This window comes from Halomonas sp. 5021 (genome assembly GCF_036663435.1).
Classification (GTDB): Bacteria; Pseudomonadota; Gammaproteobacteria; order Pseudomonadales; family Halomonadaceae; genus Vreelandella; species Vreelandella janggokensis.
Genome location: NZ_JAXOVU010000005.1, coordinates 115,919 through 138,766 on the forward strand (window position 1 = coordinate 115,919; position 22,848 = coordinate 138,766).

22 protein-coding genes are annotated in these 22,848 nt (G+C 58.5%); 11 read left to right on the forward strand and 11 right to left on the reverse strand.

Annotated features, from left to right (window positions below):
- Window positions 1-46: 46 nt before the first annotated feature.
- The 3 genes from R3F64_RS10440 to R3F64_RS10450 are packed head-to-tail and all read right to left on the reverse strand — an operon-like array spanning window position 47 to window position 3,383.
- Window positions 47-1,096, reverse strand: coding sequence for a YcjF family protein (locus R3F64_RS10440; protein WP_332611324.1), 1,050 nt, complete (start codon window positions 1,094-1,096; stop codon window positions 47-49).
- Complete coding sequence (locus R3F64_RS10445) at window positions 1,093-2,481, reverse strand: YcjX family protein (protein ID WP_085917382.1); 1,389 nt, start codon at window positions 2,479-2,481, stop codon at window positions 1,093-1,095. Before R3F64_RS10445 ends, R3F64_RS10440 begins: the two co-directional genes overlap by 4 nt.
- 32 nt (window positions 2,482-2,513) lie before the next feature.
- Window positions 2,514-3,383 carry a D-hexose-6-phosphate mutarotase gene (locus R3F64_RS10450; RefSeq protein ID WP_199285034.1) on the reverse strand — a complete coding sequence of 290 codons (870 nt, stop codon included), beginning with the start codon at window positions 3,381-3,383 and terminating at the stop codon, window positions 2,514-2,516.
- A 116-nt stretch (window positions 3,384-3,499) separates the two neighbouring features.
- Here R3F64_RS10450 and R3F64_RS10455 point away from each other — a divergent pair, with 116 nt between their 5' ends.
- Window positions 3,500-3,742 (forward strand): GlsB/YeaQ/YmgE family stress response membrane protein, encoded by a 243-nt coding sequence (locus R3F64_RS10455; protein WP_085917384.1) that lies wholly within the window; start codon window positions 3,500-3,502, stop codon window positions 3,740-3,742.
- 77 nt (window positions 3,743-3,819) lie between these two features.
- Here R3F64_RS10455 and R3F64_RS10460 read toward each other — a convergent pair whose 3' ends face one another.
- Window positions 3,820-4,410 carry a FlgO family outer membrane protein gene (locus tag R3F64_RS10460; RefSeq protein ID WP_176243616.1) on the reverse strand — a complete coding sequence of 197 codons (591 nt, stop codon included), beginning with the start codon at window positions 4,408-4,410 and terminating at the stop codon, window positions 3,820-3,822.
- A gap of 4 nt (window positions 4,411-4,414) precedes the next feature.
- The gene (locus R3F64_RS10465) at window positions 4,415-5,092 is read right to left on the reverse strand and encodes a hypothetical protein (RefSeq protein WP_085917520.1); all 678 of its coding nucleotides are present in this window, start codon (window positions 5,090-5,092) and stop codon (window positions 4,415-4,417) included.
- A 173-nt stretch (window positions 5,093-5,265) separates the two neighbouring features.
- Here R3F64_RS10465 and R3F64_RS10470 point away from each other — a divergent pair, with 173 nt between their 5' ends.
- The 3 genes from R3F64_RS10470 (at window position 5,266) to R3F64_RS10480 (ending at window position 8,804) form a co-directional block, all read left to right on the forward strand.
- Complete coding sequence (locus R3F64_RS10470) at window positions 5,266-6,255, forward strand: OmpA family protein (RefSeq protein WP_264827636.1); 990 nt, start codon at window positions 5,266-5,268, stop codon at window positions 6,253-6,255.
- A gap of 423 nt (window positions 6,256-6,678) precedes the next feature.
- Window positions 6,679-7,587, forward strand: coding sequence for an HAD-IIB family hydrolase (locus tag R3F64_RS10475; RefSeq protein WP_264827634.1), 909 nt, complete (start codon window positions 6,679-6,681; stop codon window positions 7,585-7,587).
- Complete coding sequence (locus R3F64_RS10480; RefSeq protein WP_332611326.1) at window positions 7,584-8,804, forward strand: glycosyl transferase; 1,221 nt, start codon at window positions 7,584-7,586, stop codon at window positions 8,802-8,804. Before R3F64_RS10475 ends, R3F64_RS10480 begins: the two co-directional genes overlap by 4 nt.
- A gap of 74 nt (window positions 8,805-8,878) precedes the next feature.
- Here R3F64_RS10480 and R3F64_RS10485 read toward each other — a convergent pair whose 3' ends face one another.
- The 3 genes from R3F64_RS10485 to R3F64_RS10495 all read right to left on the reverse strand — a co-directional run bounded on the left by R3F64_RS10485 (window position 8,879) and on the right by R3F64_RS10495 (window position 12,528).
- Window positions 8,879-10,462, reverse strand: a complete 1,584-nt coding sequence (locus R3F64_RS10485) for a methyl-accepting chemotaxis protein (RefSeq protein ID WP_199285038.1) — start codon at window positions 10,460-10,462, stop codon at window positions 8,879-8,881.
- 243 nt (window positions 10,463-10,705) lie between these two features.
- Window positions 10,706-10,921: a hypothetical protein gene (locus R3F64_RS10490; RefSeq protein ID WP_085917389.1), complete on the reverse strand. Its 216-nt coding sequence runs from the start codon at window positions 10,919-10,921 to the stop codon at window positions 10,706-10,708.
- Window positions 10,922-11,262: 341 nt separating this feature from the next.
- Window positions 11,263-12,528 (reverse strand): M20/M25/M40 family metallo-hydrolase, encoded by a 1,266-nt coding sequence (locus R3F64_RS10495; RefSeq protein WP_199285039.1) that lies wholly within the window; start codon window positions 12,526-12,528, stop codon window positions 11,263-11,265.
- Between the two features lie 168 nt (window positions 12,529-12,696).
- Here R3F64_RS10495 and R3F64_RS10500 point away from each other — a divergent pair, with 168 nt between their 5' ends.
- Together R3F64_RS10500 and R3F64_RS10505 are read left to right on the forward strand one after the other, a co-directional pair.
- Window positions 12,697-13,923: a YbfB/YjiJ family MFS transporter gene (locus R3F64_RS10500; protein WP_332611328.1), complete on the forward strand. Its 1,227-nt coding sequence runs from the start codon at window positions 12,697-12,699 to the stop codon at window positions 13,921-13,923.
- Window positions 13,924-14,006: 83 nt separating this feature from the next.
- A complete protein-coding gene (locus tag R3F64_RS10505) occupies window positions 14,007-15,470 on the forward strand; it encodes a sodium-dependent transporter (RefSeq protein WP_332611330.1) in 1,464 nt (487 codons plus the stop codon).
- 6 nt (window positions 15,471-15,476) lie between these two features.
- On the opposite strand, the gene R3F64_RS10510 is transcribed toward R3F64_RS10505, so the two are convergent.
- Window positions 15,477-16,790 carry a Y-family DNA polymerase gene (locus tag R3F64_RS10510; RefSeq protein WP_332611332.1) on the reverse strand — a complete coding sequence of 438 codons (1,314 nt, stop codon included), beginning with the start codon at window positions 16,788-16,790 and terminating at the stop codon, window positions 15,477-15,479.
- A gap of 10 nt (window positions 16,791-16,800) precedes the next feature.
- Entirely contained in the window at window positions 16,801-17,244 is a 444-nt protein-coding gene (locus tag R3F64_RS10515) for a LexA family protein (protein ID WP_085917394.1), read from the reverse strand.
- 337 nt (window positions 17,245-17,581) lie between these two features.
- Between R3F64_RS10515 and R3F64_RS10520 the strand changes: the two genes are divergently transcribed.
- On the forward strand, window positions 17,582-18,478 hold the full coding sequence (locus R3F64_RS10520) for an alpha/beta fold hydrolase (protein WP_309782710.1): 897 nt from the start codon (window positions 17,582-17,584) through the stop codon (window positions 18,476-18,478).
- Between the two features lie 10 nt (window positions 18,479-18,488).
- The gene (locus R3F64_RS10525) at window positions 18,489-19,526 is read left to right on the forward strand and encodes a patatin-like phospholipase family protein (protein ID WP_085917396.1); all 1,038 of its coding nucleotides are present in this window, start codon (window positions 18,489-18,491) and stop codon (window positions 19,524-19,526) included.
- Window positions 19,527-19,531: 5 nt separating this feature from the next.
- Here R3F64_RS10525 and R3F64_RS10530 read toward each other — a convergent pair whose 3' ends face one another.
- Window positions 19,532-20,101 carry a Smr/MutS family protein gene (locus tag R3F64_RS10530; RefSeq protein WP_085917397.1) on the reverse strand — a complete coding sequence of 190 codons (570 nt, stop codon included), beginning with the start codon at window positions 20,099-20,101 and terminating at the stop codon, window positions 19,532-19,534.
- A gap of 156 nt (window positions 20,102-20,257) precedes the next feature.
- On the opposite strand from R3F64_RS10530, the gene prmB reads away from it, so the two are divergent.
- The 3 genes from prmB (at window position 20,258) to R3F64_RS10545 (ending at window position 22,792) form a co-directional block, all read left to right on the forward strand.
- Window positions 20,258-21,217 (forward strand): 50S ribosomal protein L3 N(5)-glutamine methyltransferase, encoded by a 960-nt coding sequence (gene prmB / locus R3F64_RS10535; RefSeq protein ID WP_085917398.1) that lies wholly within the window; start codon window positions 20,258-20,260, stop codon window positions 21,215-21,217.
- Between the two features lie 13 nt (window positions 21,218-21,230).
- Entirely contained in the window at window positions 21,231-22,322 is a 1,092-nt protein-coding gene (gene aroC, locus R3F64_RS10540; protein ID WP_085917399.1) for a chorismate synthase, read from the forward strand.
- Window positions 22,323-22,405: 83 nt separating this feature from the next.
- Entirely contained in the window at window positions 22,406-22,792 is a 387-nt protein-coding gene (locus tag R3F64_RS10545) for a hypothetical protein (RefSeq protein WP_085917400.1), read from the forward strand.
- The last annotated feature ends 56 nt before the right edge of the window (window positions 22,793-22,848 follow it).

The window sequence follows — 22,848 nt, forward strand, 5'->3', positions numbered from 1 at the left end:
CGTTGAAACCTAACGGGCTTTCAACGGAAGCCGCCTATCAGGATGTTTACTGCCGGGATGAGCGGTCTTGGGGCGTGGTTTCCTTGTCGAGGCGCTTGATTTGTCGCCACAGATCCTGGCGCAAGTCGCTGAGTTTGGGTTGCTCTTCGGCGGTAAAAGCCACCGGGCGGCACAGCCGCTGCGCGCGTAGCCCAAGGCGGGCGCTGAGCAGTCCGGTGGCGAGGCCCTGGCCGGCCCTTGCGGACAGGCGACTGGCCAGATCCAGCGATAGCATATCCATGCTGGCATCGGTGGCGAGCTCGCTTGCCCCGGCAAACGCCATGTTATGCAACACGTGGCGAAACAGCCGCAGACGGCTGGCGTAGCCCAGTTCAAGGCCATAAAGACGGCATAGCCGATCCACCATCGCCAGGCTGCGCCAGGCCACCAGCGCCATGTCGACCAGTGTCAGGGGGCTGACTGCCACCATGATGGCGGTTTCGCCGGACATGCGTGTAATCAAGCGCTGTGCTTCCCGGTCCCGGGGGGCGAGGAGGTGGTAGCGCAATAATGTCTGGATCTCTTCGCCGCTATGGTGGGGCTGACAGGCGCCTCTGAACGCTTGCCAGTGCGGATCATCGTCGGCCAGCTTGAGCTGGCGTTTGAGCTGTTCGGCCATCTGCTGGGCTTGCTTGGCAGAGCGTTCAGGCAACTCGGCCAGGTCGCTGCGCAGCCGGTCGTGGCGTTTTAAGCGTCTTAAGCGGCCCAGTTCCTTGAGCAACGATAATCCGCCCAGTCCGATCAAACCAATGCCGAATGCCTGCCAGGCCATCGTCAACCACTGGGACTGGGCCATCGCCTCGGGAATACCCGTGGCCAGTTCCAGGGTGCCCAATACGGCGCCTCCGCCCAGCGCCAGCATCAGCCCCCAGCGGCGTTTGCGCGGCGCGCCTAGACGAGCCTCGGGGAGGGCTTTTTCCTCGGCGGAAGGGGGCAGGGGCTGGTGGTGATCGGTAGGCGTAAAGGTTTTACGCTGGCGCAGCTCGGCATCAGGACCGTCGCGGGTTTCCTGGGGGTCATCAAGGCTGAAGTGCCGACGTGGCTGAGGGGTGGTCATGTGAGTTTATCTCCAATCAGCCAATCGATAGCGGCGTCCATGCGAATGTGACCAAGGGCTTCAGATCGCGTATCCATTGGGCGAAAGCTGGGGAAGTCGAAGCCTTGCTGTTGCCAGAAGTCGTGCGTCGGCAAGCGGGGCGGCACATCGCCGGGATACACCAGGACATCTTCGCCCTCAAGCGTGGTGCCCCGCAGAGCGGGCGAACGCTGACCGTTATGCACCACTTCGCGGGCTTCGGTGGCACGAATCGCGGCCAGCGAAAGTGCCTTGACAGGAATGTTGGCAAAGCGCAGATCCTTGAGCGGCTCGGCCAGCAGGGCTTCCAGCAGTTGTACGACATGGCGGTGCTGGTCGGGGGTGACATGGTCCGCTTTGGTGGCGGCGATGGCCAGCTTATCGATCTTGGGGGCAAACAGCCGCGTCAAAAGGCTTCGCTGGCCATAATCAAAGCTGTGCATCAGCTGGCTGAGCGCCTGGGACAGGTCCTCGAACCGCTCAGGCCCGGCATTGAGCGCACCCAATACATCCACCAGGACAATCTGGCGGTCGAAGCGGCGGAAATGGTCACGGTAAAAGGGGCGCACGACCTGCTGCTGGTAGTAGCGAAAGCGCGCCGCCAGGGTGGCATACAGGCTGTCGGGAGGAAGTGCCTCCAGTTGTTCTTTGGGCATATTGAGCTTGGGAAGCGGGAAAAACTGCAATACCGGCGCCCCGTCCAGCTCGCCTGGCAATAAAAACCGCCCCGGCTGGAGGTTGGAGAACCCGGCCTGCTTGGCGCGTCGAAGCCCCTGAGCATAAGCTTCAGCTAGGCTTGCCAGTTGCGCTTCGTCGGCGTCGGCAGCGGGGTCGAGGGTTTCCACCTCGGTCAGCCATTCTTGGAACATGGCGCGGCGCTGGTCGCCTGAGTGCAGCGGCTGTGCCTGGCACCAACTGTAAAAATCGTGCTGCAGCAGCGGTAAATCGAGCAGCCACTCGCCGGGGTAATCGAATAAATCCAGCGTGAGGTGGGCGATGTCGGGCGCTAACCAGCCCTGATGAGCGGGGCGGTAGCGTAACTGCAGACGCAGTTCGCTGATCCCCCGGGTGGGCTCAGGCCAACGGGGTGGGGTATCGCGCAGCGCGGCCATTCCCGGGTCGTAGGGAAATCGCGGCACGCCCAGGTCAGGCTGGTTAAGGCGTTGGGCGCCGAGCAAGCGCCCCTCGCGGGCTGCCGGCAGCAGGTCTAGCTGTGCTTCAACGCCAGCGTGGCGGAGTTGATTGACCAGGGAGGTCAAAAAGGCCGTTTTGCCCGCCTGGGAGAGGCCGGTGACCGCCAGCCGAAGCTGGCGGTCGCGGCCGCGTTCTATCAGGTTACTCAGCTCGCGATGAAACGGCTGGCGCATGGCGCGTTGTCCTCTATCAAGGTTTGCAAAGCTCAGCTTCTGCTTAACGTCGTACCCAGTAGATGTTGGGCACCGGGGACCAGCCATACGGGATCCAGACGGGTATTGGCGGCCTCGACACACACAAAGCGTTTGGCGGCCTCGATAGAGGTATCAGCAGGGGGCTGTTGGTCCGGGTGCCACACCACGGTGGAATCGCTGGACTGTTTGCCGATGCGCAGCGTGCGGGGGCCGTCATGAAGCATCACGGCTTCGTTGGAGTGATAGATACGGTCTACCGCACCGCGAATGGCCAGGATGCCTTGCTGCTCGCTTTCCGCAAAGTCGCGCAGCTTGTCGAGATAGCGTGCACCGGTCAACCCTTCCAGCCGGCACTGATGAGCATCGTCGACCGCGAGATAGGAATGCAGTGCGCCACTGACCTTTACCGGGCTTTCGCCCACGTTTTCAGTGATCAATTCCACTGCGAGCCGCTGGGCATTGGCCTGGACGACCGCGCGCACCGTCAGTTGGGAGTGCAACGGCTGCGTCGGGGAGAGGTGAAGTTCGATTCCCTCGGCATGTTCATCGGCCGCTTCCAACCGCCAGTCGGCATGCCGCGCCAAGCCGTGGAAGGTGCCGCTCCGGTCGGGCGTTTCGTCAGCGTAGCGTTCATCGGCAAACCAGGGCCAGCAAAGCGGAATGCCGCCACGGATGGCTCCAGGCATGGGCTGTGGGGTGGGGGTTACCCATAACCAGCCAAGGTCATTGGGTGGTCGAAAGTGCAGCACCTGGGCACCTTGCAGCGAGACAATCAGTTCCCCCCAGGGGGCGTTGAACAGTACAAGGTCGCGGCCTTGCCAGTGAGACGTTTGCTGGCCGTCTACACCATCAAGCAACTGCTGGAGGGAGTCGGGAATCATAGGCAATCCTTTTTTCAGCGTAGCCACTGTCAATGAATATTATTAACGCCGTGTGCTATGTTAAAACACGCAAGGAAACAGGATAACATTAACCACAGGTACGGAAAGGAGGCGATATGGGTTTCATTGCTTGGTTGATTATTGGTGGTCTGGCTGGCTGGATTGCTGGCAACATCATGCGAGGCGGAGGTTTTGGCGTTTTGGGCAATATCGGCGTCGGCATTGTGGGCGCCGTCTTGGGTGGTTTCCTGTTTAGCCTGTTGGGTCTGCAGGCCGGTGGGTTTATCGGGTCACTGGTAACGGCCATCGTCGGCGCTGTGGTGTTGCTGTGGGTTATCAGCAAGGTGAAACAGTCCTAGCGTCCTAGTCGGCAATTAACCGTTGGGCACTTGCCACGAACCCGCGCCGTTAAGCGCGGGTTCGTGTGTTTTGGGCGTTACCAGCCGCCCTGGCTTTCAAGCAGGCTGCGCGTATTGTTGTTCAACGCAAGCCTGAAGTCGGCACTCCCCAGGACCATGGCATCACTTGAACGCACCACGCGGGCACTGACGTAGACATAATCCTGCCCCTGTGCGTAGGTTCCCATCAAGATGGAGCGTGCATCGTGCTGTGCGCTCAGACGCTGAACTTGCCGAGACAGGATCAGCTCGCCAACGCTTTCTTCGATAAACATGCTGTCGCGCATCTTGACCTCGCGCACCTGCATGCCCTGGCGCCCCAGTGCCGATGCCATGAGTTCCGAGCTGATACGCCCAAGCGTGGAGGATTGACTCAGGTTGTCGATGCTCACGAACGTCGCGGCAATCATGGGGCTATAACGTGTTATGTCGGGGTTGCTTGCCACCATCTGCTCAGCCGCTTTTTGTGCAAGTTCGGGCAGGTCTGGAGCGGGTTCCTGTTGTTGCGTATTACCGCCGCCAAGCGCACTACAACCCATAAGGCTCAATACAAAAAGACCGGCCGTTAACCACCGGATAGCGGAAAGCGGGCGCGTTAAGTGCATAACGGAAAATGACATCGCAGACATGGCATTACCACCTATCCGTAATGGAAACCGACGGCGTTGACGGCGCTGAGGGGGTACGGTCGGGCGCATAGTGACGTCGGTCGCCGCTGTTAATGTAATAAATGTTCGACGATGAATAGAGGATTTGCTCACCGTCGAGAATCTGGGTGGTGACGATGATCTCTTCGTTACCGGTGTGTGTCCAACTGCCGCTGGTCACGTCAGCGGCGACAGCGGCCGGGATAAGTCCCAGGGCGGGTTCCGCCCATTGATTGATCGGTATCGCGGCCACGGCTATACCGCCTGCCAAGGCGGTGAATGCCCCCATCGGTGGGCGTACAAAGTCTCGATCCCGGTGCTCAACGACGTCAACGTCAATATGAACCTCGGCGCTGCTGGGCAGAGGTTTGGTGGTCAGGTTGGCACCGCGCGAGACCAGTTCACTGGTGAGCAGAGTCCGAAAGCCGCGGCCAAATTCGCCGCCGCTGTAGGCGTGGTTGGCGTCTTGCGGGGCATCCGGGATGTGTAAATCGCGGAAACGGACACGCTCGCGCTTCAGGATCTGCGTCGCCTCATGGCGGGCAAGAACATTCCAGTGATGGGCAGCCTGCATGCGCTGCTGTTCACTATAGGGATACGTAGTGGCAATGGGCGCTTGCGAGGTATTGGCATAGAAGCAGCCACTTAGCGTCAGACAGGCCATGCCGATGACGAGTGGGCGTAGCGCTGACGAGGGTATATCAATTTTACGGGTGCGCACCGGGTGGTTCCTTCTCGCTACGAAACGGCTTTTTGATAGACTAGGCAGCGCTAATGACAACGCCACGCATTAATAGTCGGCCAGGGGGCCAAAAACTTGAATGAGTAATCACACGGATGCTTGAAGATCACCGCAGTGGACCTCGCCACGACTCGCTCATGTCCCCGTACCGTGAAGATGACAGCGGTAGCATCTGGATGGTGAGCTACATCGATATCATGACGCTGCTGGTGGCGCTGTTTGTGATCATTATTGCGGCAGCCGGTGCCACAAGCCCGGCGTGGATGGCCACAGAACCACCACCTGAACCGCTTTTTGATTCGCCTCCGCCGCTTGAAGTACCGCTGCCAGAAGCCCTTGCCAATATGCGTGATGAGCGAAGATATTCGACCAACTGGCTGGGTGGCGAGTTGCTGACCAGCACGATCACGGCGGCTCAGGGGGTGGCTGGGCGGCCCAGACGAACCACGCGGGGTGTCCCCCCGCTGCTCGCCATGCCTGACCCGGTAGCAGAATCACCAGCCGCGTTGCCTGAACGCCGTTTGCCGATGCCCTTGGTGCCGGTTGAACAGTCAGCGCTTCAATTTCCGCTGGCTGATTATATGGTGGTCCTCACGGATAATCCCCCAAGTAATGTCGAGACGCTCAGCGATAATGCCATTGACGCTGCATTGGCCCTGAGAGAGCAGATGGAGAGCTCCCCTTATCTACCTGATTTAGAAGGTGTCGAAGTCTCACGGGTAGAAGAAGGTATCAGTTTGCGAGTGCAGGACAAGCTGCTGTTTCCCTCAGCAGAAGCCGGGTTAACCGATGGTGGAAGCGAACTGATCAGCACGTTGCTTGACACCATCCAGCGTTATGACGGTGAAGTATGGGTTGAGGGCCATACGGATAGTCGAACGATTGACACCCCTGAATATTCATCCAACTGGGCGCTATCCAGTGCCCGGGCGATCGCGATTGTGGAGGCCTTGGAAGAGGCGGGCGTTGCATCGGATCGCTTACGTGCCGTTGGGCTGGCGGCTACTCAATCCCTGGCAGATAATGACACGGCAGAAGGGCGGGCGCGTAACCGCCGAGTCGAAGTTGTCATCCACGTAGAATAAAACCCTTGCAGAAAAAAAGCCCGCCGGGGAAGGCGGGCATAAAGGGCTTGGCTCACTGCAGCCCACTGGCAGAGGGGGTGGGGTGTACAGGGTTGCCAGTGGGTACAATTTGAGTATAGCTATTTATTAAGTCTTGCCAAGCTTTGTATTGGTTTTTTTGTTATCAAATGTAATGCTGGGCGGCACCATCCTGGCGCTGGTGTCTGTGCATGCCCTCTCTGAGTGCACCAAAAAAGCGCGCTGCAATGTCTGCCTCGGGGGCAACCGTTCTCGACTCTGGGTATTCCCCCTCTCCACCTTATGGATATCAAAGCGTTAAAAGTGTTGGCACGTATTGTGCTAGGCAATAAACACGCTGTCATCGCCATCTCCAACAAGTGGTGATTGAGCGCGTCCACCGCTTAGCAGTAGAGAGGCTGCGCCATGCTTGAACACGCCAGCGCTTCGGCGCCCCCCGATGACCAAGTGGAGCTGTCGCGCCTTGTGGTCACCGACCTCGACGGTTCGCTGCTTGACCACCATAGCTATGACGCCTCCCCGGCGAGGACTTGGCTCGCCCGATTAAAGCAGGCGAAGGTACCGGTGATCCCCGTGACCAGTAAAACGCGTGCTGAACTGCTTCCTCTGCGTGAAACGCTTGGGCTGACGATGACCCCGTTTGTGGCTGAAAATGGTGCTGTCATCGGCCTTCCGCCTGGTTGGTGCCACGCGCGGCTGGATCGGCCGGGCAACGGCCGCGACGGGATGGTCATCAAGCATCCAAGCGTTGATATTGGTTTTATTCGGGCCCGTTTGAAGGTCTGGCGCAAACGGCTCGATGTGCGGTTTACCCCGATGAGTGAGCTTACCCTTGACGACTTGACGGGGCTGACCGGACTCGACGCTATCCAGGCACAACTTGCCCGCCAGCGCGAGGGTAGCGAGCCCTTGCTGTGGCACGACGATGACGCGTCGCTGGAGAGGTTTCGCCGCGCCCTGGAAGGTGACGGCCTGCAACTTACCCAGGGTGGCCGCTTTTATCATGTTATGGGTCGTGCATCCGACAAGGGCAGTGCGGTCACCTGGCTGGTTGGACGATTCCGGGCGCTGCGCGGTCGTGAGCCGCTGTCCATCGGCCTGGGCGATGGCCCCAACGACGTGTCGATGTTAAACGTCGTCGATCAGGCGGTCGTGATCCGTGGCCACCATGAGCTGACGGTTGACCCTACTAACCCCCATCTTTACCGCACACAAGCCACTGGCCCCGAGGGCTGGGTAGAAGGCATGTCTCACTGGTGGGGTAACGCGTTTACGCCGACCAATCCGCGTGATGCAAAGGAGGCAAACGCATGAGTGATTTCCACCAGAACGGCGTGATTACTGACTTTCACAATCTGACGCGTCGCCCGGTTGAGGCGCTGGAAGAAGAACTCAGCCAGTTTGCCCGGCGGCGCCCGATGGGGTTGATCCTGCCATCATTGTTTTCAGAGCTTGAGGGTCCGGCACTTTCGGCCATTGTCGATGAACTGGTCAAGGTGTCCTATCTCGGCGAGATCGTGATTGGCCTGGACCGGGCCGATCGCGAGCAGTTTTTATATGCACGGGAGTTCTTTTCACGCCTGCCTCAGCACACACGTATCCTATGGAACGACGGGCCCCGCCTGCGTGCCCTGGACACCGAGCTTGAACAGCACGGGCTGGGCGCACTTGAACCTGGTAAAGGGCGCAACGTCTGGTATTGCGCGGGTTATGTATTGGCGTCTGGGCGGTCATCGGTGGTGGGGCTGCACGACTGCGATATTCTGACCTACGACCGGGGGCTGCTGGCGCGATTGATGTACCCGGTTGCCCATCCCCGTTTTAACTACAGTTTCTGCAAGGGCTACTACCCGCGCATTGCCGAGGGAAAACTCAACGGGCGAGTATCGCGCCTGATGGTGACGCCGCTGCTGAGGGCGCTAAAAACTGTGTGTGGTCCGTTGCCTTACCTCGATTACCTGGACAGCTTCCGCTATCCGCTCTCGGGTGAGTTCGCCATGCGTAGCGACGTGTTGGAGGGGATCCGCATCCCGGCAGACTGGGGGCTTGAGATTGGCGTTCTCTCCGAGCTTCAGCGCAATTACTCGCCGCGTCAGCTTTGTCAGGTCGACATTGCCGATGCCTACGACCATAAGCACCAGCCGGTCAGCGAGGAAAACCCTGATACCGGTTTGAACCGCATGAGCCTGGATATCGCCAAAGCCCTTTACCGAAAGCTGGCCACTCAAGGGATCACGTTCAGCAGTGAAGATTTTCGCACCCTGAAAGCCACCTACTACCGGCTGGCGTTGGACCTGATCGAGGCTTATGACCATGACGCCACTATGAACGGTTTGAGTCTGGATCGTCACAGCGAAGAGCAGGCCGTTGAACTGTTCGCCAGCAACCTGCTGGAAGCGGGCAACCTGTTTCTGGATAATCCCCGCGAACGACCCTTTATTCCCAGTTGGAACCGCGTTCAGGCAGCGGTGCCCGACATTCTAACGCGAATGCATGAGGCAGTAGAGCTGGATAACCAGGGCGATGTTTAAGGTGGTTTTAGCCAATGTGCGAGGACTGGCTGGGCAGGCCATGTAAGGGACTTGCCCAGCCAGAAAGGCTTTATTTAGCCATGGTGAGAGGAGGGAAGGGTCTGCATTGCGGCTTGGGACCCGGCAATCTGGAAATGTGAAACCCGCTGGCGTAGCTCAAAGCTGAGATCCGCCAAGCGTTGGGTGGCCCCGGTGCTTTCTTGTACCAGTCCGGCATTTTGCTGGGTCATTTGATCCATCTGGGTGACAGCCTCGTTGACCTGCTCGATGCCATAGCTTTGTTCCTTGGTAGCCGCCGAGATTTCTTTCACTAACGTATCAAGCTGCCGAATATTGTCGACGATACCGCTAATCACGCTACCGGTGTCGCGCACCTGGCGGCTACCTTGCGTGATATGGGTGTCAGAGTTGTCGATCAGTGTCTTAATCTCTTGTGCCGCTGCCGCTGAACGGCTGGCCAGTTGGCGGACTTCACTGGCGACCACAGCAAAGCCACGCCCCTGTTCACCCGCCCGAGCCGCTTCAACAGAGGCGTTAAGCGCCAATATATTGGTTTGAAATGCAATCGAGTCGATCGTCTCGATGATACTGCTCATTTGTTTCGCGCTATCGTTAATCGTCGACATGGTATCGATCACCGATGCCATCGCTTCGCTACCTTGCTGAGCATTGTCGGTGGTTTTGCTTGCCAACTGGCTTGCGTGGTCAGCGTGTTCGGCGTTTTGTTTTACCGTTGCCGTCAGTTGCTCCATGCTGGAAGCGGTCTCGGCGAGGGACGCCGCTTGTTGTTCTGTCCGCGTGGATAACTCTTCGTTAACGCCGACGATCTGTTCAACAGAGGTGTTCACGTTATCCGCGCTCTGGTGAATGCTGCCAATGGTGTCTGATAGCGTTTCACGCATACGATCAATATCAAACAGCAGGCTTTGCTGATCGCGGGCGGAGAGTTGTGTCGTGCGCGTTAAATCGCCGTCGGCAATATGCCGAACCACGCTGGCGGCGTAGCGTGGGTCACCCCCTAAACGGCGGGACACATCGCGAATCACCCAGCCCATCAGTAGCGTCACCGGCACCCCAATGATCAGCAAAATAACGGCTGAGCGAATCAGACTCGACACAAACGCCGCGTTGATATCGTCGACATACACGCCGGAGGCCAGCGACCATCCCCATTCGGGCAAGTGGTCGACGTAGCTCAACTTGGGAATTTGCTCCTCACCGCCCAGGCGGGTGGAGTAGTAACCCACGTGACCGCCTCCAGCCTGCGCCACTTCGAGCAGCTCGGCATACAGCAGTAGGCCGCTGGCATCCTGGTAGTCCGTCATGCTGGTGCCGGTATCGCGGCTAGGGTGAGAAACGATGTTCAGGTCGTTATCAAACGCAAAAATATACTCGCCGTCCCCAAAGCGAACGCTGGCCATGTTGTCTACGGCCCGCTCTTGGGCTTCTTCAAGGCTCAGTTCTCCTGCATCGACTTTTGCCTGGAGCGCCTCAATCTGGCTATGTACGCTTTCGATAACGTACTGCAGGCTATCCCGCCGTTCACTCTCGATGGTTTGTCGATTTTCCCATGCCAGCCATCCGACCATTAACAGCATGGCGATCCAGATAATGGCAAGCGTACCCCACAGTTTTTGTGTTGTTGTCATGCGCGTCATAATGCTTCCTGATGATGTCGATAATATGTGTTATGTGTGAGAACCAGCCACATAGTACTTATCGACCCGATCAGTAAAATCTTGACTAACCACGCGAGTTGTCCAGTTAATAAATTTTATTGTTTACATGTAAAATATTTATATTAATTTCTTCTAATTTATTGGCTTATACAAGCCAGAGGCGACAATATTGCCGCCTCTGGCCGATAGCATCGTTTGATGGGGGCGTTAAAAAGCCCAGCGTCAACCAGCGCGGGCGTGCGTCAGCGTATCGAGCGCACTTCGCGGTATACCGGTGCTGGTTTGGCAGCTCAAACAGCGCAAGACGGCGCTTTGCTCGCCAGTACCTTCGAGGCGAAAGCGGGCTAAAAATACTGAGGTGGTTGATTCGAAATTACCGCAGCGGCGACAAATGATGTCAACACCGCGAACTTTGTAGTTGATGATGATAGGTTGCACGCTGACCTCCTACCCGTGGGTGTTGTTGGGCCTAGCCGTGAATTACTCGTCACACAACCCGGCAGCGACAAGTGGTGGACTATTAACCATAGGCCATTGCGATGACATCGGTGAGCAAATTAATCATTTTTTTCGGCTTTCATATCCTGGGTTAGATAAACCAAGGCTTTAGAAGTGCACTGTGAACATCTAGCGCAGAGGATGCGCACTAGGGAAAACCAAGCAGGACGCTTGATGGACTCAAGGATGCACGAACAGGACGTTCGTGAAGACTTTTCAAGGAAGACATGACGAAACCCCGACCAGAGATGGTCGGGGTTTTTTCATGGGACACGCCGCAATTAATCGGCTTTATCGTCGTTTTTTTCCTCGTCGGGTTTGTCGCTGCCCTGATGGCCGAGTGGGCTTGCCTGGTCAAGGCGTGGATGGTTATCGAGGAATTCACGCTTGAGGTCAGGCAGCTTATCCAGCGCTTTCAGTGTGTGGGTTAACGCATGGATGGCGGCCAATACATCCTGCGTATTGCCGGTTTCCGAAATCGTGTGCATGTTGCGGATCGGGAAACCAATCGACGTGGCGGCACTGTCTACAGACGCCAACACCCCTGCCATACCGTCGGTGCCCGTATCAACGCCGACCATGTCGCGCTGCATGGGGATCTCGTTCGCCTTGGCGGCTTCGGCAATCACGCGGTTCAACTGTTCACTGGCGATCGAGCCCACCGCCATGGTGAAGCCCTTGCCCATCTCTAACGGCTGCATGCGTTTGTCGCCGATGCCGGGAGCGGCCACGTAGTCGTGGTTCACATCGACGCCAATCAGCGCATCAGGTTTCATTTCGCCCGCCATAACGCGGCTGCCGAAACGGCCAATCTCTTCGTAGCTGGCAATCGCGAACAATACTCGTACATTTTGGGTGCCGCCTGCCTCGGCAATTAAGCGCGCTACTTCAGCGGTTACAAAGCAGCCCAGGCCGTTATCCAGATAGGCGCCGTAGAAGGTGTCGGGGCTGAAGCCGGGGCGAATAGGGCGATCAAAAATAATCGAGTCGCCGGGGCGTACGCCGAGGTTCAATACCTGCTGTTTCTTGTTTTCGCCGTGGATCTGCAGGTCCAGATAGATCTGCTCTTTCTTCAGGCCTTTGCTGCCATCGCGCATGGCGGGGTCAGAAAAATGAATGGCGCCCAGGGCTTCCACCGTGCCGCCTTCAATGCAGCGGTAGTTGCCGGGGGCTTCCGGGTCTTCGCTAAACAGCTTCACTTCATGGCCGACCAGTACGGTGGGCAAGAAGGAGTCTGTGTTGATCCAGATCTTGCCGTCTTCACCAATGGAGCGGACCTGCATGCGGATTTTATCCGCATGGCCGATGATCATGACCTTGAACATGTCATCCTGACCGGGATGGGTGTCGAGCACGACGCCCGCATTGCCCTTGAACTGGTGCAGATGCCAGTCCGCAGGGGCGAAAGACTCAAAATGCGGTTTTAGCACGCCGTACGTCATCGCTGCCTCCAGGCCCACAGGGCTGGGGGCGGCAAGAATATCGCGCATCAGTTTGAATTGCGCGTCAGGCATCGGTTGTGTCCAGGGTTTTGCACTATCGCTCATTCAGCTTTCTCCCGTTGGTGGATAATGCAGCCTAGTGTGCCAGATTATGCAACCATACGCGCACTTGGCAGGCGACGTTTAGACGATGCCATGTCAGTGAGGTTCAGCTTATGATGGGTTTAGTAAAGCCGCATATGGCAATCATGAGCTCACGACGAGGGCGTCGATATGACCACCGCTACCCTTCGCTCCCAGCGCTTCAAGGTGCTGCTGGCGGGTGTGTTCAGTCAGTTGCTGTGTATTGGGGTGGCGCGTTTTGCCTATACGCCGTTATTGCCCGTCATGCAGCAGCAGAGTTGGATAGGCGACGCCGATGGCGGCTGGCTGGCAGCGCTGAACTACGCCGGCTATATGCTCGGCGCCCTGCTGGCGGCAACCGTGCGCAGCATCCATGTCAAAGATACCTTGTATCGGCTGTGTCTGGTGCTGGCAGTGCTCACCACGGCGGGTATGGCCTTGACCGAGCATTTCTGGCTCTGGGCGGGACTGCGCTTTCTGGCGGGGTTTTCAAGCAGCGGTGCGATGCTGCTGGCCTCTGGGCTGATCATGCATTGGCTGATTCAGCACCGCCAGCGCGTTGAACTGGGCATGCATTTCGCCGGGTTGGGCCTGGGCATTGTGCTCGCTGCCGTTGCGGTAGAAGCGATGCTGGCGCTGTCAATGGACTGGCAGGCGCAGTGGTGGGCGTTCAGCCTGCTCGCGGTAGGGCTGTTGGTGCCCGCCTGGCGCTGGCTGCCGCGGCCATCGACTGTCGTGACCGGTACCTCGGGGGATAAGACCGCCGCCGCTAAACCACCCACCCATACCTTTATGCGCTGGATGCTGGCCGCCTATTTCTGTGCGGGTTATGGCTATGTGATCAGCGCCACCTTTATTGTCACGATTGTGGAACGCGAACAGCTGTTGGCCGGTGCCGGTAACTGGACCTTCGCGTTGGTGGGACTGGCGGCGGCCCCTGCGGTCATCCTGTGGGACCTTGTGGCGCGCCGTATCGGCTATTTGGGAGCCCTGATACTGGCCATGAGCCTACAGGTTGTCGGTATTGTGCTGCCCGCCATGACGGCGAATCTGGCGGCGGTGCTGCTCAGCGCAGTGCTTTATGGCGGCACCTTTCTGGGTTGTGTCAGCCTGGTGCTGACCATGGCGGGTCGGTTATATCCCGCCAGCCCGGCAAGGCTGATGGGCAAAATGACCCTGGCCTACGGCAGCGCGCAGATCATCGCCCCGGCGCTCACCGGCATGCTGGCGGAGGTGACCGGCCATTATAACGTCGGCCTCTGGCTGGCGGGTGGCTTTGTAGCTCTGGGGGCGCTGTTGCTCGCCTGGCTGCGGCGCGTCGACCAAACCGCGCAGCGTCTCGATGCCGACGCCAAAGCAGCGGTTTATGCCACGTAATCGACGAGCGCGCGCCACGTTTTTTTGCGCATTCGCTGCAAAATCCCTAGGATAAGCGCTTTTTTCCAACAGGGTGGTAGATCATGGCGTCTTCTGGGCAACCGCGCATCCAATGGTTAGGCCGCTGGGGCTTTATGCTGGCGGCGACGGGCTCGGCCGTTGGATTAGGCAATATTTGGAAGTTTCCCTATATCACCGGTGAATTTGGTGGTGGGGCCTTCGTGCTGGTCTACCTCGCCTGTATCTTGGCGGTGGGGGTGCCGGTCATGATGACCGAGATTGCCTTTGGGCGGCGCGGCCTGGGTAGCCCGGTCGATGCCATTCGGCGGGTGGTCAACGAGTCCGGTCGGTCTTCAGCATGGTCATTGATCGGCTGGATGGCGATGCTCTGCGGCTTCATGATTCTGTCGTTTTATGTCGTTGTAGCAGGCTGGTCGTTCTCCTACCTTTGGAAGATGCTGACCGGCGGACTTTCGGGTAGCAGCGTTGACGATATGGCCGCGGTGTTTGGGGCCAATAACGCTAACCCCTGGAATCTGGGCTTCTGGAGCACCCTGGTCACGCTGCTGACCATGCTGATCGTCGGTAAAGGTGTGCAGGAAGGCATTGAAAAGAACGTCAGTTGGATGATGCCAGGGCTGGTATTGATGCTGGCACTGTTGATTGTGTTTGGCGTTTTCTCCGGCGGCTTTGGTCAGGCGTTCAGTTTCCTGTTTTCTTTCAATGCGGGCAGTCTGTCCAGTGAAGGCATGCTGGCCGCGCTGGGTCACGCCTTTTTTACGTTATCGCTGGCTTCCGGGGCAATCCTGACTTACGGCAGCTATCTACCAAAAGGGACTTCCATCGGCCGCACTACTCTAAGCGTGGCGATTGCCGACACCGTGGTGGCGTTAATGGCCGGACTGGCCATTTTTCCGGTGATTTTTGCCAACGGCATGGATCCTGCTGAAGGCCCAGGGCTTATTTTCATGAGTTTGCAGCTGGCGTTTCAAGCGATGCCGCTGGGCACGCTGTTTGGCATTCTGTTTTTCCTGATGCTGTCGATGGCCGCACTGACCTCGGCGATTTCAATGGTCGAGGCGACGGTATCCTGGCTATGTGATAACAAAGGTATCTCGCGTAAAGCAGCCTCGTGGGGCACGGGTATCGTGCTATGGCTGATCAGTACCCTGGCGATGATGTCGTTCAACCTGGGCGCCGACTGGACGCTGGCGGGGAAGAATTTCTTTGACTGGCTGGACTACCTGACCTCGCGCTTCATGATGCCGCTGGGCGGCCTGGGCATGGTCGTGCTGGCAGGCTTTGTGTTGAAGAGCGAGACGTTTCGCGATGAACTGGGGCTTGCACCGCTGCCTTATGCGCTGTGGCTGACCATGGTGCGTTACGTTAGCCCGCTCGGGATTGTGGTGATCTTTATCGACGCGCTGGGAATCTATCAGGTCTCGTTTGTCGCGCACTGGCCGTGGTTACTGGTGATTCTGGGTGCCATGGTGGCGTTGGGCGAAACGTTAAGCCCGCGTCTGCACCATGTGTGGAAGCACCGCTGAGGGCTGTTACGGCTTCGGCTGTTGCCGTTTTTTCCGGGCATCGGCAATCGCGCCGGGGTGAGTGCCGGCTTCCAGTAGCTCATCCCAGCGCGTGGTAAAACGGTTGGAACGGTGGGCACAGCGTAGGTGCCATGGCGCGTCGTCATCGGTCATCCCGAAGCGGATCGTGTCTTGCCCCATACGCTGGTTGATGGCGTCCACCGTGGCCATTAGCAGCGGATGGTGTCGAGCGGGTGCATCGAGCAGCGATAGCTGATGCTGTTGGGCATCGACGAGATCCAGCAACATCACGCCGGCTTTCATGAACCGATAGCCGGGTCGATATATCTGTTCAAGGCCCTGGCGGACGGCGTCGAGAATAACGCGTGTATCGTCGCTGGGGGTGGGTAACGCGACCAGGGTGTGGGGAAAGTACTGTGGCTGGTCTTGACGATGGCGGTTGGTTTTCAAGAACAACATCACCGAGCGTGCCAGGCTGTGCTGTTCGCGAAGTTTTTCGGCACTACGCTGGGCATGGCGGCGCAGTGCCTCGTGTACCTGAGTCTTTACCCTGGTGGGTTGACCGAAAGAGCGGGATGTCATGATGCGCTGGCGGGGTTGATCCACCGCGTTCATTTCCAGGCAGGGGGTGCCACGCAGTTCCAGGGCAGTGCGTGCCAGCACCACGGAAAAGCGTTTGCGCAGCTGTTTTTTATCGCACTCGCGTAACGCCCAGGCGCTATGGATGCCGCTAATGGCAAGCCGTTCGGCAAGCCGCCTGCCCACGCCCCATACTTCGCTGACCGGCGTTTGCTTTAGCAAGGCTGTGGTGTTGGCATCATTCCCGCCAAGCAGGCAAACGCCCTGGTAGTGTGGCTGCTTCTTGGCCGCATGATTGGCGAGCTTGGCCAGGGTGTGGGTCGGTGCCAGACCGATGCATACCGGTAATCCAAGGCAACGATGTATGTCCCGATGTAGGCGCTCACCCAGAGCCTGGCACTGGTGCTTGCTCATGCCCTCCAGATAGATAAACATTTCATCGATGGAGTAGGGGGCGATGTCGGGGCAAGCGTCGTGCAGCAGTTGGGCGAGCCGTGCCGACATGTCGCCATACAGCTCATAGTTGGATGACAGCAGATGAATCTCGCCGCGCTGGCGTAGCCCTTCCAGTTTGAAGGCGGGAGTGCCCATGGGAATGTCCATCGCTTTCATTTCCGCGGAGCGGGCAATCACGCAGCCATCGTTGTTGGACATCACACCAACGGCTTTGCCTTCCAGATGAGGCTGGAAGACGCGTTCGCAGCTGACGTAAAAATTGTTGGCGTCGACAAGACCGATCATGACCGTTACATCACCGCAGGTATTCGTGAATGACCGCCCGAACCACCCCCCATACCTGACACTCGCTGTCTTTCAGGGGCAGCGGTGGGTAATGGGGGTGAGCGGAGCACAAATGCGGCGTGCCGCGATAGAGCGCGTAGCGCTTGATCAGAAGTTCGTCGTCGAACATGGCCACCAGAATATGCCCCAGACGGGGCGAGAGGCTGCGGTCAACCACCAGCAGGTCGCGATCGAAAATCCCCCAACCCTCCATGCTGTCACCGGTGGCGGTCAGGTAAAACGTGTGGGTGGGGTTCTTGATCAGGCGCACGTTGAGATCCAGCGTGCGCGGTTCGTAATCCTGGGCGGGGGAGGGGAAGCCGCTAAACCCAGCGCGGCCATGTAGGGGAGGAAAGGGCAGCGACTGATGCGTTAACGGCACGGCTGGCGCGATAGGCGATAACGGCTGCGTCATGGTCAGCCTCCTCACTGGCAGTATATGTATTTATATACAGTATTCGGCCATGAGGAGAAAATTGCAAGGGCTGGCCGTCTTTAGGAACCTTCGTGAAGGTTTATCTTGCCAGCCAGAGGCCCACCACAATGGCGCTGGTCACGGCGATAAAAAAGACCCAGTTGCGTGTTCGGGTGTCACGGTGGGGTTTCATAAAAGCCTCATTAGCAGGAAAAAGATGGACGTTGGCGAGCGCCCGTAATTTTGTACAGACATCGGTGTTTGGCATGGTACCGTTTGTGCTTTATGCCGTCATCTTGCCGCCTGGGGCGGTTGGTTTGCTTAGGATAGGTTCATAATGTCTCAACCCACTGCAACGCGTTATCCTCATTCCCTTTACCTCGCCCAAGGTCGTCTGGCGGCGCTGAGCTGGGGGCGTGATGCGGCCCCTACTTGGCTGGCGCTCCACGGCTGGCTCGATAACGCGGCGAGTTTTTCACGGTTAGCGCCGTTGCTGGTGGAAGCACTGGATATTCGCATTGTGGCTATCGATTTTCGTGGTCACGGGCATTCAGCACATGCGGCGGCGGGCGAGGATTATGCGCTGTGGGATTATTGCCACGACGTGCTTGATGCCATGGACGATTTGGCCATTGAGCGAGTGGCATTGCTCGCCCACTCCATGGGCGCCGCGGTGGCCTGCCTATTGGCTGCCGCCGTGCCGGAGCGCATTGAGTTCATGACGCTGCTGGATGGCTTGGGTGCGCTCAATACGCCCTCTGGTGACACGACAAGCCAACTGCGCAAGGGGTTAATGGCGCATAGGCGGCCCATTTCCCGGGCGCCGCGTTATCCTGATCTGGCCACCGCGGTGGCGGCTCGAGTGGCCGGTGGCGTTACACCGTTAGACACCATCACCGCCACGCCGCTGGTGGAGCGCAATGCCGACGTAACGGCCGACGGACACGTGCAGATGCGCACCGACAGCCGCTTGTTGAAGCCATCGCTGGTACGCTTTACACCTTCCCAGGTGTTAGCGCTACTGGCCGACATCCAGGCACCGGTGCTATTGATAGAAGGTGAGGAAGGCATCTTAGGCAAGCGCGACTGGGCAGAAAAAGCCCGCCAGGCGGTACCGCACTTAACACGCCATGTACTGGCAGGCGGTCATCACCTTCACCTGGAGCCCAAGGCGGTATCTGGGGTTGCCGAGGTGATGACGCAATCATTAATGAAACGTCGGGATCAGTCGTAGGAAACGAGCGATGAACGAACAGAGCCTGACCGATGGCAGTGTATCGAGAGGTAATAAAGTGGCACTGGTGCTGGGTAGCGGCGGTGCCCGGGGCTATGCACACATCGGCGTGATTGAGGCGTTGGAGGCACGGGGCTACGAGATCATCTCGATCGCCGGGTGTTCCATGGGCGCGCTGATAGGCGGTATTTATGCGTCGGGTAAACTGCCTGACTATCGCGAATGGGTGTGTGATCTGGACTATCTGGATGTGCTCAGGCTGGTCGATGTGACCTGGAGCCCAATGGGTGCCATGCGGGCCAGCAAGATCATGAGCAAGTTGGAAGGGCTGGTGGGCGATACATTGATGGAAGACCTGCCGATTCCGGTGACCACCGTGGCCACTGATCTGGTGCGCCAGCGCGAGGTATGGTTTCAAAACGGCCCGCTGCTGCGCGCGATACGGGCATCAATCGCCGTCCCCGGCGTGATTACCCCTGTGCATCTGGGGGATCAGGTACTGGTCGACGGAGGTCTGCTGAACCCGCTGCCCATGATGCCCATACTGGCCGCCCACGAAGCAGATTTTGTGGTGGCGGTGAACGTGACTGCCCACAGCCCGCAGCCGGTGTCTTTGGAGGCACTGCTTCCCAAGGATGAGAATAACGACAGCCGCACCACCCGGGAGCGTGACCGCGATGCCAATATTGGCGGCTGGATGGACGAGGTGCGCGCCACCACGCGGCGGCTATGGAGCGAACTGGGCAGCAGTAGCGAAGAAGAGGGTGAGGTGGATGAAACGATGGACCTTCGCGGCAAGCGCGAATGGGGCAAGCTGGATATGATCCTCGAATCATTCGATATTACCCAAGCGGCACTGGCCAAATATAAAATTGCCGGTTACCCGCCCGATATTCTCATCGAAGTGCCCAAAACGGTGTGCAGTACGTACGAGTTTCACCGTGCCAAGGATCTGATCCGCCTGGGCCGTCACCTGGCCGATGAGGCCCTGGCGCGGCACGTGCCCGATAGTGCGTCGGATGCGCAAGAATCGGGTGTGGCAGAATAACGAGCCTACTGACCGCGCTTACGTAGCAGGATATAGACCGCACCGGTGCCGCCGTCGATCTCGATGGCGGAACAGAATGCCAGGACCCCGGGCCACTCGCGCAGCCAAGCATTGGTGTGGCTTTTAAGTACTGGAAAATCGGCAGTGGTGCCCCAGGCCTTGCCGTGGACAACCAGCACGCAGCGAAGCCCCTGAGCGGTCGCGTCACGTAGAAAGCTCTCTAGCTCCAGCCGGGCTTCTTCAAGGGTGTAGCCATGTAAATCTAGGCCAGCCTGCCAAGCCGTCTGGCCGCGCTTGAGTTGGCTGAAGGTGCGCCAGGGCAAATCGGCGACGCTGAATTCCAGGTATTCGGAAGGACGTACCGCCTCGACCCGGCCGTCGGAGGTGCGGCCGCTGGTGGCAAAGGTACTGCTTTCCACCGCCGCCTGCCGTCTGGCCTGCTGGGCATCATCATTGCGCTTGGGTTTGCCGGGGTCGGCCTGATTGGTGGCCATGCGACGCACGCCCGCGGCTTTCAGCGCCTGGCGGAAAGCACTGATATCGTCATCATCGGGCAGGTGGCGGTGTCGTGTCATGACAGGCTCAAATGGCAAATGGGCAAAACGGAGAACAGGCGCACAGTATAGCGAGATGCACGCTGCTGTGAACCGGGCAGCGTCAAAGGTACAATCTTTTCTTTAGCCATGCCGTCTCCCGATGGGGATGGTCGCCTTTGTTGACCAGGAGCCAATGTGACCCAGCCTCTCAACGCCGAGACTTCGCCTTCCTCCCTCACCCTGCCGGATACGGCGCTGGTGAGCGAGCTCATAACCTTACGTGACTACCTGCGCTGGGTATCCAGCGAGTTCTATTTGGCGGGACTCTATTACGGCCATGGCACCGAGTCGGCATGGGACGAAGCCGTTGCGCTGTGTCTGGGGGCACTGCATTTGCCCTGGAATGTCGACCCGGGTGTACAGGATGCGCGGTTGTTGCCGATGGAGCGCGAGCGCATAGTGGTCCTTACCCGTGAGCGAATCACCACGCGCCGACCGCTGCCTTACCTGTTAGGTGAGGCTTTTTTTGCCGGTTATCCGTTTAACGTTGATGAACGCGTGCTGATCCCGCGCTCACCGATGGCGGAGCTGATCGAGGACGGCTTCGCGGCCTGGTTCCCCGAGGAGCCGCCCGAGCGGGTACTGGATTTGTGCACCGGCTCCGGTTGTATCGGCATTGCCACCGCGCTTTATTTGCCCACTTGCGAGGTGACGCTGGCCGACATTAGCCAGGAAGCCCTTGCCGTGGCGCGCCAGAATATCACCCGCCACGATGTCGGCGAGCGCGTACGTGCGGTTGAAGCCGACGTGTTCAGCGGGCTGGAGGGCCAGCGCTTTGATGTCATTATTTCGAACCCGCCCTATGTCGATCAGCGTGACTTGGCCACCATGCCCGCCGAATTTCGCCACGAGCCTGCCTTAGCGCTGGGAGCGGGTAGCGACGGTCTGGATATCGTACGACGCATTCTGCGCGAGGCACGTGCGCACCTGACCGATGAGGGGTGGCTGATTGTCGAAGTGGGCAACTCAGACCGCCACGTGGAGGCTGCTTTTCCAGAAGTGGCGTTCATGTGGCTTGAATTCGAGCGTGGCGGCCAGGGTGTCTTTGCCCTGAGCGCTGCTGAACTCGACGCCCATGCGGCGTCTTTTGCGTGAGGAACTAAGGCTCATGTCCGGCAATACATTTGGCAAACTATTTACCGTTACCACCTTCGGGGAAAGCCACGGCCCGGCGCTAGGCGCGATCGTCGATGGCTGCCCGCCAGGGTTGCCTCTCTCCGAGGCGGATCTGCAGCACGACCTGGACCGCCGCCGCCCCGGTAGCTCGCGGTATACCACCCAGCGCCAGGAAGCGGACCAGGTGAAAATCCTGTCGGGCGTTTTCGAAGGCAAAACGACCGGCACCTCGATTGGTTTGATCATCGAGAACACCGATCAACGCTCGAAAGATTATTCAAAAATCAAGGACCAGTTTCGCCCTGCCCACGCGGACTACACCTATCACCACAAGTATGGTCACCGTGACTATCGTGGGGGAGGGCGTTCAAGCGCGCGGGAAACCGCGGTGCGGGTCGCCGCGGGTGCCATTGCCAAACAGTATCTGGCGGCTCAGGGAGTGCAGGTGCGTGGCTATATGAGCCAGCTTGGCCCGATCAAGATAGATTTCAATTCCTGGGATGCTGTCGGGCAGAACGCGTTTTTCTGCCCCGATCCCGCCAAAGTGCCCGAGCTTGAGGACTACATGGATCAATTGCGCCGCGATCAGGATTCCGTCGGCGCGGAGATCACCGTGGTGGCCGAAGGCGTTCCGGTCGGGCTGGGTGAGCCGGTATTTGATCGCCTGGATGCTGATCTGGCGCATGGTTTGATGAGTATTAATGCGGTAAAAGGGATTGAGATTGGCGCCGGGTTTGGGTGCATCGATCAACGAGGCAGTGAGCATCGCGACGAGATGACGCCGGAAGGCTTTTTGTCCAACCACGCCGGCGGTGTTCTGGGGGGGATTTCCAGCGGCCAGCCCATTGTGGCCCGCCTGGCGCTCAAGCCGACGTCGAGCATCACCACGCCGGGGCGCTCGATCGACGTCAACGGCAATGCCGTCGAGGTGGTGACCAAAGGTCGTCATGACCCTTGCGTGGGTATTCGCGCAACGCCCATCGCGGAAGCGATGATGGCGATAACGTTGATGGATCACTGGCTGCGGCAGCGTGGGCAAAACGGTGCAGTAAGCGTTGATACACCACGTTTAACCCAACGCTAGCGGCAAGGTGTCCCTCGCATATCGCTGCTACACTCAAATAAAACAATATTGGTTAATATTGGTTAATGAAGCAGGAGCCGCCAATGAAGATTAACGTTGAGTTCGATCTCACCCCCGATGAGTTTCGCCAAGCGCTGGGGTTGCCCGACGTTGAAGCGTTTCAGCAACACCTGCTTGAGAACATCCAGCGGCAAATGGAGTCCGGCGTTGAGGGGTATGACCCCATGAGCCTGATGCGGCCTTTCCTGCAGCAGCCCATGATGCAGCAGGGCCTTTCACAGGGGTTGTCCAATTTCGGCACCTATCAGCAGATGATGCTGGATATGTTGAAACAAGCCGGGAATGCCAGTAGCAGCGATGCACCTGAAGAGGAAAAGGCTCAAAGTGGCACGACAAGTACCAAGAGTGCCAATGCTAATGCCAAGGCAACGGCATCTTCCCGGTCACGGGCAAAACGGAAATCGGAGTAATGAAACCCGGACACGACCAAAGCGCTAGAGGCCGTTTTCGTCAAGGTAGTTGCAAC